Annotated in this window: 9 protein-coding genes; 8 read left to right on the top strand and 1 reads right to left on the bottom strand. The window is 40.9% G+C overall.

The window, feature by feature from the left end; genetic code table 11:
• The first annotated feature begins 34 nt into the window (after window positions 1-34).
• Complete coding sequence (gene rnr / locus EPU_RS06745; protein ID WP_010167911.1) at window positions 35-2137, top strand: ribonuclease R; 2103 nt, start codon at window positions 35-37, stop codon at window positions 2135-2137.
• A 22-nt stretch (window positions 2138-2159) separates the two neighbouring features.
• Here rnr and EPU_RS06740 read toward each other — a convergent pair whose 3' ends face one another.
• Complete coding sequence (locus tag EPU_RS06740; protein WP_010167910.1) at window positions 2160-2432, bottom strand: hypothetical protein; 273 nt, start codon at window positions 2430-2432, stop codon at window positions 2160-2162.
• Between the two features lie 140 nt (window positions 2433-2572).
• Between EPU_RS06740 and gmk the strand changes: the two genes are divergently transcribed.
• The 7 genes from gmk to EPU_RS06705 form a co-directional block, all read left to right on the top strand.
• Complete coding sequence (gene gmk / locus EPU_RS06735; protein ID WP_010167909.1) at window positions 2573-3166, top strand: guanylate kinase; 594 nt, start codon at window positions 2573-2575, stop codon at window positions 3164-3166.
• Between the two features lie 9 nt (window positions 3167-3175).
• On the top strand, window positions 3176-3457 hold the full coding sequence (gene rpoZ / locus EPU_RS06730; RefSeq protein WP_010167908.1) for a DNA-directed RNA polymerase subunit omega: 282 nt from the start codon (window positions 3176-3178) through the stop codon (window positions 3455-3457).
• Window positions 3447-5684, top strand: a complete 2238-nt coding sequence (gene priA / locus EPU_RS06725; protein WP_010167907.1) for a replication restart helicase PriA — start codon at window positions 3447-3449, stop codon at window positions 5682-5684. Before rpoZ ends, priA begins: the two co-directional genes overlap by 11 nt.
• Window positions 5685-5699: 15 nt before the next feature.
• Window positions 5700-6182: a peptide deformylase gene (gene def / locus EPU_RS06720; RefSeq protein ID WP_010167906.1), complete on the top strand. Its 483-nt coding sequence runs from the start codon at window positions 5700-5702 to the stop codon at window positions 6180-6182.
• Window positions 6183-7115, top strand: a complete 933-nt coding sequence (gene fmt, locus EPU_RS06715) for a methionyl-tRNA formyltransferase (protein WP_010167905.1) — start codon at window positions 6183-6185, stop codon at window positions 7113-7115.
• A gap of 24 nt (window positions 7116-7139) precedes the next feature.
• Window positions 7140-12374, top strand: coding sequence for a midas domain-containing protein (locus tag EPU_RS13920; protein ID WP_010167904.1), 5235 nt, complete (start codon window positions 7140-7142; stop codon window positions 12372-12374).
• A gap of 24 nt (window positions 12375-12398) precedes the next feature.
• A partial coding sequence (locus EPU_RS06705; RefSeq protein WP_010167903.1) for a transcription antitermination factor NusB occupies window positions 12399-13085 on the top strand: 687 nt, incomplete at its 3' end.

The following is a 13085-nucleotide window of genomic DNA, read 5'->3' as shown; positions in this document are numbered from 1 at the left end:
AACTTGTGTTGAACAAATAGAAATAGGTGATAATTTGGATAATAAAAAAAGGAAGCAGACAATTGTAAAATTGCTAGGTGATCCATCGTACGTTCCAATGAAAATTAAAGATTTAGTAACTATACTCAAAGTCCCAAAAGAAGATAGACTGTTATTTGAGAATCTACTCCGCGAGCTCATCGAAGAACATAAAATTATTTGCACAAAACGCGGCAAATATGCTCTACCTACTCAGTATGATATGGTCTACGGAATATTTCGAGGAACGCAAAAAGGATTTGGGTTCGTCACTCCAGATGACGGTGGTTCAGATATTTATATAATGTCAAAAAACATAAACGGCGCATTGCATCACGATAAAGTCTTGTGTAAAATATCTAGAGGCAATAAAACTGAGGGGACAATTCTTAAGGTTTTAGGCTCCGAACTACCTCATATTATTGGGCGCTACTATGAGCATAAGTCGTTTGGATTTGTTATTCCCGATGATAATAAATTTGGAACCGATATTTTTATCCCTAAAAAAAATAAAAACGGTGCTGTAGAAGGCAATAAAGTTTTAGTCGAAGTCATTAAACGAGATAATGACAAAAGTCCTGAAGGTAGAGTTGCTAAAATTTTGGGGCATATCAACGATCCTGGAATAGACATCCTGTCTATCTGCTATCAATATGATTTACCAACTGAATTTAATCCAGAAGTTATGGCAGCAGTAGCTAAAGTTCCAGACGAAGTTCCGGCCAAAGATAAAGTAGGCAGAGTTGACTTTAGAGATTTGATGATGGTAACAATTGATGGCGAAGATGCCAAGGATTTGGATGATGCAGTTACACTAGAAATTCTATCAGACGGAAATTTTAGATTGGGAGTTCATATAGCCGATGTTACTCACTATGTTCCCGAAAAGTCTGCCTTAGATCTTGAGGCAGTAGCAAGAGGAACCAGTATATATTTGGTAGATAGAGTTATTCCAATGTTACCGCACAAACTCAGTAATGGTATTTGTTCGCTAAACGCAGGCGTTGACAGACTCGCACTTAGTTGCATTATGGATATTGATCAAGCCGGAAATGTCTATTCGCATGATATAGTAGAAAGTGTAATTAACGTAGATAAGCGCATGACCTATACTGCTGTTAAAAAAATATTAACCGATAATGATGAAGAGTTAATTGAAGAGTATTCAGAGTTTGTGCCAATATTTAGAAACATGGAAACTTTAGCACAAATTTTAAGAGACAAACGCATTCGACGAGGCGCATTAGATTTTGACTTTGAAGAAACTAAGGTTATATTGGACGAAGAAGGTCATCCAACAGAAATTAAGGCATATGAAAGAAACGTCGCAACTAAGCTGATCGAAGAATTTATGCTAGTATGCAATGAAACTGTTGCGGAGGAATATTACTTTAGAGAATTACCATTTGTATATCGAATACATGAAGAGCCCGATGCACAAAAAATTGCCGAAATGATAAGAATCGTAAATAGTTTTGGACACACTATAAAAAGTCGCCAAAAAATTCACTCCCGCGAGCTACAACAATTGATATTAGCAATCAAAGAGCGACCAGAAGAAGAAATAATTTCTAAGTTGATTTTAAGATCCCTAAAACAAGCGAGATATAATGATGAATGTTTGGGACACTTCGGTTTAAATGCAAGATTTTATTGCCATTTTACTTCACCGATACGCCGATATCCAGACCTTCAAATTCATCGAATCATAAAATACACGCTAAAAGGTCAGCTAAAAGGCAAAAAACTTAAAGATATGTATAAGCGCGTTAGTGATATATCAAAGCAAAGCTCTCTGATGGAAAGACGCGCCGAAATGGCAGAACGAGAAACTATTAAGCTTAAGAAAGCCGAATTTATGGCAGATAAGATAGGCGAAGTTTTTACTGGCATTATAAATGGAGTTACCTCGTGGGGAATATATGTTCTATTACCAAACACAGTCGAAGGATTGGTTCATCTTAACAACATGTCTGGAGATTATTATATCTTTGACGAGGTAAATTTTCGCTATGTCGGTGAAGCCACTAACACTATATATCAGATTGGACAAAAAGTTCAAGTTCAACTAATAAAGGTTGATACGCTGGCTCGCTCCATAGACTTTAAATTTTCTTAATAATTATACACAAATATTTATTTTATCTTTTAATCATAAATTTATTTGCAATAATGTTTTCTACATTAAAATGTTCAAGCAGTTCCTCATCTTTTAACGATTTTTTGTATCCTGATTCCGAAATAATTTGAACTACTCGCGAGGCATCAATTTTGCCATTGTTTTCAAAGGATACACAACTAAAAGGATAATAAACTCCTTTTTGAAAATCTACGTACTGCTTGATATTATCACTCAACTTAGTCTTAATGCATAAAATAGTATGATATGTATAATTATAATCTCTAGGTTTCATTTTTTCTCTCCTTTCACTTTTATATTTATTTTATGATATCTAATTGGAAAATAGTACAAGTTATTTTCCATAATTTTTTTGAATGTTTACCAAAATTATGGTATACTAACAATATTATTTTTGGATAGAGAGGGATGATTATGTTAAAAGTAGTTATTTCTGGACCATCTGGCTCTGGAAAAGGAACAATCGTTACAGAACTTATGAAATATGAAAACTATAAACTTTCAATTTCGGCAACAACTAGGTATAAACGCGAATTAGAACAAGAGGGAGTTCATTATTTCTTTAAAACCAACGAAGAGTTTCAACAAATGATAGCGCAGGATCAATTGCTTGAATATGAAGAATTTTGTGGAAACTTGTATGGCACTCCCAAGCATTTTGTTGATCAAACAATTGCAGAGGGATTTGATATTTTATTAGAAATTGAAGTAAAAGGTGCATTAAAAATTAAAGAAAAATTTAATGAAACCGTGCTAATATTTATTATTCCTCCAACATTCACAGAGCTGACATCTCGGTTATTAGGCCGAAGAACAGAAACCGAAGAAGTAGTAAATTATCGATTAGCACGCGCTAGAGAGGAGTTAAAATTATTTAAGCAATACGATTATATTGTCATCAATGATGATATATCACACGCAGTACGCCAAATTAATGCAATTGTTGAAGCCGAAAAACTACGCAGCTGCTATCAACAAGCAATTGTCAAAAATATGTTAAATAATTAAGGAGACTTTATGTTAGAACCGTCTTATTCACAACTTATGGAAAAAATTAATGAAGATGCTGGTACTCAAATGATCACCAGTCGTTATTCGATAATTATCGCAACCGCAAAAAGAGCACGACAAATTATTGAACTGATAAATCAAGAAGCTTCTGGAGATTTGCGTGATCGACGCAAGGTAGACGAAGCTCTCGAGTTTAAAGAAAGACTTAAATCCACTAAACCTACCAGCATCGCTGTATTAGAATTATATAGAGGGGATATTCAAATAAAAGAAAAAGATGTTTTGTAGTATAATAATTAACCGTGCAACAAATAAAGCAATTGATAAACCTTTCACTTATATACTACCCGAACATTTGAACGCTCTGGTAGGCAGTAGAGTGATGGTACCATTTGGTCCTCTCAATAAGTTAACAATAGGATATTTAATAAATATAGTTTCTGATGAACAAATAACAAATATAGATTTCAAAATCAAAACTGTGATCGAAGTCTTAGACGAAGAACCTATTTTAAATCAAGAACAACTCGAAATGGTCAAGTTTTTAGTTGAATATTACGGAAGTTCTTACGCAGCTGCTATATCTACGTTACTTCCACCTATTGACAAACACGATATCAAAACTGCAGTAGCAACTACAGAATTTTTATACAAAGCTGCAGATGATCAAGCAATCCTTCAGTATCTTAACAAGATTTCGCATTCAAAAACGTTTGCCAATCAAGCAAAGATACTAAACTTTTTGCTACAAAATGATGGACAAATAGTTTCTGAGCTCAAAAATACCTTGGAACTCAACACCAATTCTAGTATTAATTCGTTACTCAAATTAAAACTAATAAAAAGAGTCTTTTGGCAAGTCAGGGTACAGCATATGCCCATTTGCTATGATAAGTTTCTTCCTTTAAATAGTGAGCAACAACAAGCTTATGATCAAATTTCTAGTTGCTCTGATCACAATACTTTTCTATTAGAAGGGGTCACTGGAAGCGGCAAGACCGAAGTGTTTTTGCATCTTATTCGCGACGCAGTGGAGCGGGGCGAAAGTGTTATTGTTCTTGTACCAGAAATTGCACTTACTCGGCAAACTGTCAATCGATTTACTGAACGGTTTGGCTCTCGCGTCGCTCTTACGCATAGTAAATTGACTCCTCGAAAACGACGAGAAATATATTTGCAAGCCAAAATTCAAAATGTACAAATAGTGATAGGTCCCAGAAGTGCCGTGTTTATGCCACTTCCCAGGTTATCCCTAATTATAATCGATGAGGAACACGATGGCAGCTACAAATCTGACATGGTTCCAAAATTTAATGCTATAGAAATAGCAATAGAGCGCATGAAGCATCACCAAGGCAAACTAATCTTGGCATCTGCAACTCCTAGCCTCGAATCTTATTATCAAGCCACACTTGGTATTTATGAATATTTAAAACTAAATCAAAGAGCTAAAAATGCCACAATGCCCACCATCTCCATAGTCGATATGCGCGAGGAGCTGGCTGCTGGAAATACAAAAATATTGAGTAGGCGCTTGCATAATGCAATAGTCGATACCGTTACTCAGGGCAAGCAAGTGATGATACTATTAAACAGACGCGGACATTCTACTTTTATAAGCTGCAGGTCTTGCGGCTATGTTGCAAAGTGTGCCTATTGCGATCAACCATTTACGTATCATCAAAAAAATAAGCTTCTAATATGTCACCATTGTCTAAATCAAATACAGGTACCAACTACCTGTCCCGAATGTGGTAGCAAATATATGCAATTTTTTGGCAACGGTACACAGAAAATCGAAGAATATTTGATGATGCATTTTTCACATTATGGTATTGCTAGAATGGATTTAGATACGGTTAGTAAAAAAAATGAACTAGAAACTTTATTACAAGATTTCGAAAAAGGAGCAACAAAATTATTGGTAGGTACACAGATGATTTCTAAGGGTCACGATTTTAGTAATGTGACATTGGTAGGAATCATTTCTGCTGACAGTTTGTTATATATTCCTGATTTTAGAGCTGCCGAAAAGACATACCAATTGATAACTCAAACGCTAGGAAGATCAGGGCGCGGTGCAGATCAAGGAAAAGTAATAATCCAAACACACTCTCCGCAAAATGATGTGCTAATAAATATTCAAAATGGCAGCCAACCACAGTTTTATAAAAGCGAACTTATAACTAGAAAAATTATGGGATACCCTCCATATAATCATTTATTTAGTGTAATGATTAGCTCTGAAGATGAACAAAGTGTTATACAAAATATTAAAAAATTATTTGCCTATTATACACACTATAACAAGAAGAAGCTATTTCGATTATTGGGGCCTACTGCTGCCACGATGCCCAAGCTTGCTAATAAATTTAGATGGAAAATTATGATTATTGGTCAACCACGAGATATCCTACTATTTTATGGTCGATATTGCATCGATAAATTTAATGAGTATGAAAAACCTAAAAAAATAAATATTATTTGGGACATAGACCCCAGAAATATGATATAGAAAGGAACGTAAATTATGGCTATTAGAAGTATCAGGGTCGATGATGATCCTATTCTTAGAAAAGTATCTCGACCAGTCGTGAAATTCGATCCATTACTGCACTCATTTTTGAATGATATGGAAGAAACAATGCGCAGTGCCAGTGGTGTAGGATTGGCGGCGCCGCAAGTTGGAACGTTAAAACGTGTTTTTATTATAGATATCGGCGAGGGATTGGTTGAGTTTATAAATCCAATTATAATCTTCGAAGATGGTGAGCAAACAGGAGACGAGGGTTGCTTGAGCGTACCCGGCCGATATGGCGTCGTTACCCGACCTAACACCGTTACTATCAAAGCTCAAGATCGCTATGGTAACCATTTTGAAATCACAAAATCTGAACTATTTGCGCGAGCAATTTGTCATGAAAACGATCATTTAGATGGCAAGATTTTTGTCGATTGCGTTATCGGTGACTTGCATTACTCTACTGGCGATGAGCACGAGGAGGAGTACTAAATGAAAATTGTATTTATGGGAACGCCCGATTTTGCTGTTCCAGCTCTCGAAATGCTGATAGAACAGGGGCATCAAATTTCTTTGGTTATTACGCAACCCGATAAACCAAGAGGTCGTGGCAAAAAAGAGTCTGTATCTCCTGTAAAAGCAGCAGCTCAGATGCATCATCTTGCCATTGCTCAACCCGAAAGGCTTCGTAAAAACAAAGAAATTTTGGAGCTGCTTAAAGATATTGCTCCCGATTTGATCGTTGTCGTTGCTTTCGGCCAAATTTTACCAGCCACAATATTGAAAATACCTACCTTAGGATGCGTCAATATTCATGGTTCTCTATTGCCAAAATACCGCGGCGCCGCACCTATCCAGTGGGCTCTCATCAACGGCGAAACAACTACCGGCGTTACCATAATGTACATGGATAAAGGTCTTGATACTGGCGATATGTTATATAAAAAAGAAATTTCAATCACACCAGACGACACTGCAGGAACTATGTTTGACAAGCTGAAAAATCTCGGTGCTCTTGCTTTAAAAGAAGCTCTTCCTTTAATAGAAAACGGTGGCGCGCAACGAGAAAAGCAAAACAATTCCTTCTCCTCCTCTGCACCTAAAATCGAAAAAGAAATGGGAAAATTGAATTTTAACATGTCCGCAACAGAAATTGAAAATTTGATACGAGGAATGTCTCCTTCGCCATCAGCTTATATTGAATACAAAGGTGAAAAAATCAAGGTGCACGCCGCAAAAGAGGCACCAGAATTCGCTGCCACCGAAGACGCGGGCACTATTTTAAATGTAGACAAGCAAGGCATTTTGGTAAAAACTGCCAAAGGACTTCTTTTAATTACAGAAATACAAGTCCCGAATAAGAAACGAATGCTTGTTTCTGAGTATATCAAAGGAAATCAAATCGAACTTGGCTATAAATTGTAGGCCACCGATGTTGGTTCACCAGCTTTGGCAACTGCAGATGAGGCCCTAGCTTTTACAACCGATGTTGATTCACCAGCTTTGGCATCTGCAGATGAGGTCTCAGCTTTTGAAACCGATGTTGATATCCTAGCTTTGGCAACCGATGTTGATGCCCTAGCTTTGGCAACCGATGTTGAGGCCCTAGCTTTGGCAACCGATGTTGATGTCATAGCTTTTACAACCGATGTTGATGCCCTAGCTTTGGCAACTGATGTTGAGGCCCTAGTTTTGGCAACCGATGTTGAGGCCCTAGTTTTGGCCACCGATGTTGGTTCACCAGCTTTGGCAACTGCAGATGAGGTCCCAGCTTTTGAAACCGATGTTGAGGCCCTAGTTTTGGCAACCGATGTTGGTTCACCAGCTTTGGCATCTGCAGATGAGGTCCCAGCTTTTGAAACCGATGTTGAGGCCCTAGTTTTGGCAAACGATGTTGAGGTCCCAGCTTTTGAAACCGATGTTGATATCCTAGCTTTGGCAACTGCAGATGAGGCCCTAGCTTTTGAAACCGATGTTGATACCCTAGTTTTGGCAACCGATGTTGATGCCCTAGCTTTGGTAACCGATGTTGATGCCCTAGCTTTTACAACCGATGTTGGTGCCCTAGCTTTTGAAACCGATGTTGATACCCTAGTTTTGGCAACCGATGTTGAGGCCCTAGCTTTGGCAACCGATGTTGATGTCCTAGCTTTTACAACCGATGTTGAGGCCCTAGCTTTTACAACCGATGTTGGTTCACCAGCTTTGGCAACTGCAGATGAGGCCCTAGCTTTTGAAACCGATGTTGATATCCTAGTTTTGGCAACTGCAGATGAGGCCCTAGCTTTTGAAACCGATGTTGATGCCCTAGCTTTGGCATCTGCAGATGAGATCCTAGCTTTTACAACCGATGTTGATATCCTAGTTTTGGCATCTGCAGATGAGGCTCTAGCTTTTACAACCGATGTTGATATCCTAGCTTTGGCAACTGCAGATGAGGTCCTAGCTTTTACAACCGATGTTGAGGCCCTAGCTTTGGTAACCGATGTTGAGGCCCTAGCTTTGGCAACCGATGTTGAGACCCTAGCTTTGGCAACCGATGTTGATACCCTAGCTTTTGAAACCGATGTTGATACCCTAGCTTTTGAAACCGATGTTGATGTCCTAGCTTTGGCAACTGCAGATGAGGCCCTAGCTTTGGTAACCGATGTTGATATCCTAGCTTTGGCAACTGCAGATGAGGCTCTAGCTTTTACAACCGATGTTGGTTCACCAGCTTTGGCATCTGCAGATGAGGTCCTAGCTTTTGAAACCGATGTTGATATCCTAGCTTTGGCAACTGCAGATGAGGTCCCAGCTTTTACAACCGATGTTGGTTCACCAGCTTTGGCATCTGCAGATGAGATCCTAGCTTTTACAACCGATGTTGATGCCCTAGTTTTGGCAACCGATGTTGGTTCACCAGCTTTGGCAACTGCAGATGAAGCCCTAGCTTTTGAAACCGATGTTGATATCCTAGCTTTGGCAACCGATGTTGAGGCCCTAGCTTTGGCAACCGATGTTGAGGCCCTAGCTTTGGCAACCGATGTTGAGGTCCTAGCTTTGGCAACCGATGTTGAGGCCCTAGCTTTGGCAACCGATGTTGAGGTCATAGCTTTTACAACCGATGTTGATTCCCTAGTTTTGGTAACCGATGTTGAGGCCCTAGCTTTGGCAACTGCAGATGAGGTCCTAGCTTTTACAACCGATGTTGGTTCACCAGCTTTGGCAACTGCAGATGAAGCCCTAGCTTTTGAAACCGATGTTGATATCCTAGCTTTGGCAACCGATGTTGAGGCCCTAGCTTTGGCAACCGATGTTGATGTCATAGCTTTGGCAACTGCAGATGAGATCCCAGCTTTTGAAACCGATGTTGAGGTCCTAGCTTTGGTAACCGATGTTGATGTCCTAGCTTTTACAACCGATGTTGAGGCCCTAGCTTTTACAACCGATGTTGGTTCACCAGCTTTGGCAACTGCAGATGAGGCCCTAGCTTTTGAAACCGATGTTGATATCCTAGTTTTGGCAACTGCAGATGAGGTCCTAGCTTTTGAAACCGATGTTGATGCCCTAGCTTTGGCATCTGCAGATGAGATCCTAGCTTTTACAACCGATGTTGATATCCTAGTTTTGGCATCTGCAGATGAGGCTCTAGCTTTTACAACCGATGTTGATATCCTAGCTTTGGCAACTGCAGATGAGGTCCTAGCTTTTACAACCGATGTTGAGGCCCTAGCTTTGGTAACCGATGTTGAGGCCCTAGCTTTGGCAACCGATGTTGAGACCCTAGCTTTGGTAACCGATGTTGATGTCCTAGCTTTGGCAACCGATGTTGATACCCTAGCTTTTGAAACCGATGTTGATACCCTAGCTTTTGAAACCGATGTTGATGTCCTAGCTTTGGCAACTGCAGATGAGGCCCTAGCTTTGGTAACCGATGTTGATATCCTAGCTTTGGCAACTGCAGATGAGGCTCTAGCTTTTACAACCGATGTTGGTTCACCAGCTTTGGCATCTGCAGATGAGGTCCTAGCTTTTGAAACCGATGTTGATATCCTAGCTTTGGCAACTGCAGATGAGGTCCCAGCTTTTACAACCGATGTTGGTTCACCAGCTTTGGCATCTGCAGATGAGATCCTAGCTTTTACAACCGATGTTGATGCCCTAGTTTTGGCAACCGATGTTGGTTCACCAGCTTTGGCAACTGCAGATGAGGCTCTAGCTTTTGAAACCGATGTTGAGGCCCTAGTTTTGGCAACCGATGTTGGTCCACCAGCTTTGGCAACTGATGTTGATGCCCTAGCTTTGGCAACCGATGTTGATGCCCTAGCTTTTACAACCGATGTTGATGTCCTAGCTTTGGCAACCGATGTTGATGCCCTAGCTTTGGCAACTGATGTTGATGTCCTAGCTTTGGCAACTGATGTTGATGTCCTAGCTTTGGCAACTGCAGATGAGGCCCTAGCTTTTGGAACCGATGTTGGTTCACCAGCTTTGGCAACCGATGTTGATATCCTAGTTTTGGCAACTGCAGATGAGGCCCTAGCTTTTGAAACCGATGTTGGTTCACCAGCTTTGGCATCTGCTGTTGATGTCCTAGCTTTGGCAACCGCTGTTGATGTCCTAGCTTTGGCAACCGCTGTTGAGGCCCTAGCTTTGGCAACTGCAGATGAGGTCCCAGCTTTTGAAACCGATGTTGATGCCCTAGCTTTGGCAACCGATGTTGATGTCCTAGCTTTGGTAACCGATGTTGGTTCACCAGCTTTGGCATCTACAGATGAGGTCCTAGCTTTTACAACCGATGTTGGTTCACCAGCTTTGGCAACTGCAGATGAGGTCCCAGCTTTTGAAACTGATGTTGGTTCACCAGCTTTGGCAACTGCAGATGAGATCCTAGCTTTTACAACCGATGTTGATATCCTAGTTTTGGCATCTGCAGATGAGGTCCCAGCTTTTGAAACCGATGTTGGTTCACCAGCTTTGGCATCTGCAGATGAGGCCCCAGCTTTTGCCACTGATGTTAGTGCTCCAGCTTTTGCGACCGATGTTGATATCCTAGCTTTGGCAACTGCAGATGAGGCCCCAGCTTTTGCCACTGATGTTAGTGCTCCAGCTTTTGCGACCGATGTTGATATCCTAGCTTTGGCATCTACAGATGAGGTCCTAGCTTTTACAACCGATGTTGGTTCACCAGCTTTGGCATCTGCAGATGAGGCCCTAGTTTTGGCAACCGATGTTGAGGCCCTAGCTTTTGCAACTGATGTTGAGGCCCTAGCTTTTGCAACTGATGTTGAGGTCCTAGCTTTTACAACCGATGTTGAGGCCCTAGCTTTTGCAACCGATGTTGAGGCCCTAGTTTTGGCAACCGATGTTGGTTCACTAGCTTTGGCAACTGCAGATGAGGCCCTAGCTTTGGCAACCGATGTTGATGCCCTAGTTTTGGCAACCGATGTTGATGTCCTAGCTTTGGCAACTGCAGATGAGGCCCTAACTTTGGCAACCGATGTTGATATCCTAGCTTTGGCATCTGCAGATGAGGTCCCAGCTTTTGAAACCGATGTTGATGCCCTAGTTTTGGCAACCGATGTTGATGTCCTAGCTTTGGCAACTGCAGATGAAGCCCTAGCTTTTACAACCGATGTTGGTTCACCAGCTTTGGCATCTGCAGATGAGGCCCCAGCTTTTGCCACTGATGTTAGTGCTCCAGCTTTTGCGACCGATGTTGATATCCTAGCTTTGGCAACTGCAGATGAGGTCCCAGCTTTTACAACCGATGTTGAGGCCCTAGTTTTGGCAACCGATGTTGATGCCCTAGTTTTGGCAACCGATGTTGATATCCTAGCTTTGGCAACCGATGTTGATGTCCTAGCTTTTACAACCGATGTTGATTCACCAGCTTTGGCAACTGCAGATGAGGTCCCAGCTTTTGAAACCGATGTTGATATCCTAGCTTTGGCAACTGCAGATGAGGTCCCAGCTTTTGAAACCGATGTTGATATCCTAGCTTTGGCAACTGCAGATGAGGCCCCAGCTTTTGAAACCGATGTTGATATCCTAGCTTTGGCATCTGCAGATGAGGTCCCAGCTTTTGCCACTGATGTTAGTGCTCCAGCTTTTGCGACCGATGTTGAGGCCCTAGCTTTTACAACCGATGTTGAGGCCCTAGCTTTTACAACCGATGTTGGTTCACCAGCTTTGGCAACTGCAGATGAGGCCCTAGCTTTTGAAACCGATGTTGGTTCACCAGCTTTGGCAACCGATGTTGGTTCACCAGCTTTGGCAACCGATGTTGATGTCCTAGCTTTGGCATCTGCAGATGAGGTCCCAGCTTTTGAAACTGATGTTGGTTCACCAGCTTTGGCAACTGCAGACGAGGTCCTAGCTTTTGAAACCGATGTTGATATCCTAGTTTTGGCAACTGCAGATGAGGTCCCAGCTTTTGAAACCGATGTTGGTTCACCAGCTTTGGCAACTGCAGATGAGGCCCTAGTTTTAGCAACCGATGTTGGTTCACCAGCTTTGGCAACTGCAGATGAGGTCCTAGCTTTTGAAACCGATGTTGATATCCTAGTTTTGGCAACTGCAGATGAGGCCCTAGCTTTGGCAACTGCAGATGAGGCCCTAGCTTTGGCAACTGCAGATGAGGCCCTAGCTTTGGCAACTGCAGATGAGGCCGTTTTAAAAATAAGTATTACAGAATTATAAATTAAAACATAGTTTGGAGAATTTATGAAACATTTACGAGAAATAGTTGTAGATGCCTTGGTGAAAGTCGAAAAAGAGGGCGCATATTTACAACTAGTTTTGAAAAAAGATTTAGAAATTTTGGAGAGTCGCGACAGGGGCTTGGCAACGGAAATCGCCACTGGTACTTTGAAATATCAGATTGCTATTGATTATATCATTAACCAAGTTTCTTCTATTAAAGTGTCTAAGATGAAACCTTTTATTAGAAATTTGATGAGGATCAGTGTGTACCAGCTTAGATATTTGGACAAAGTGCCCGCTCATGCTGCAATTAATGAAGCTGTCAAGTTGGCAAAATCTCGTGGCTTTGCTGGATTGTCAAAATTTGTAAACGGCGTACTTCGAAGCATTGAAAGATCTAACATTGCGCTTCCAGCAAAAAATTGGAGCGTTTATTATTCGATCCCTGAATGGATAATTGAATTATGGGTGAGTAGTTATGGATCTGATATTGCAAAACAAATTTGTGAATCCACTACAGCGCGAGCCGAGGTGGTAGCAAGAGTTAATACGCTCAAAGTCTCAAGAGATGAACTGGTTGAATGCTTAAAATTAGATGGTCTCGCCACGAAACCTGCCGCCATATTTGAGGATGAATATCTCTATTTGGAAGGAGCGCAGTCTATCGCTGACATGCCTAGCTTTGTATCACGATTTTTTACCATACAA

It is taken from the genome of Candidatus Epulonipiscium viviparus (genome assembly GCF_000171335.1).
Classification (GTDB): domain Bacteria; phylum Bacillota; class Clostridia; order Lachnospirales; family Cellulosilyticaceae; genus Epulonipiscioides; species Epulonipiscioides viviparus.
This window is presented reverse-complemented; position numbering and strand designations above follow the sequence as displayed.

Excerpts from the sequence above, each read along its gene's own strand:
- EPU_RS06740 (WP_010167910.1), bottom strand. The coding sequence starts at position 2,432 with ATGAAACCTAGAGATTATAATTATACATATCATACTATTTTATGCATT.
- gmk (WP_010167909.1), top strand. The coding sequence starts at position 2,573 with ATGTTAAAAGTAGTTATTTCTGGACCATCTGGCTCTGGAAAAGGAACA.
- rpoZ (WP_010167908.1), top strand. The coding sequence starts at position 3,176 with ATGTTAGAACCGTCTTATTCACAACTTATGGAAAAAATTAATGAAGAT.
- priA (WP_010167907.1), top strand. The coding sequence starts at position 3,447 with ATGTTTTGTAGTATAATAATTAACCGTGCAACAAATAAAGCAATTGAT.
- def (WP_010167906.1), top strand. The coding sequence starts at position 5,700 with ATGGCTATTAGAAGTATCAGGGTCGATGATGATCCTATTCTTAGAAAA.
- fmt (WP_010167905.1), top strand. The coding sequence starts at position 6,183 with ATGAAAATTGTATTTATGGGAACGCCCGATTTTGCTGTTCCAGCTCTC.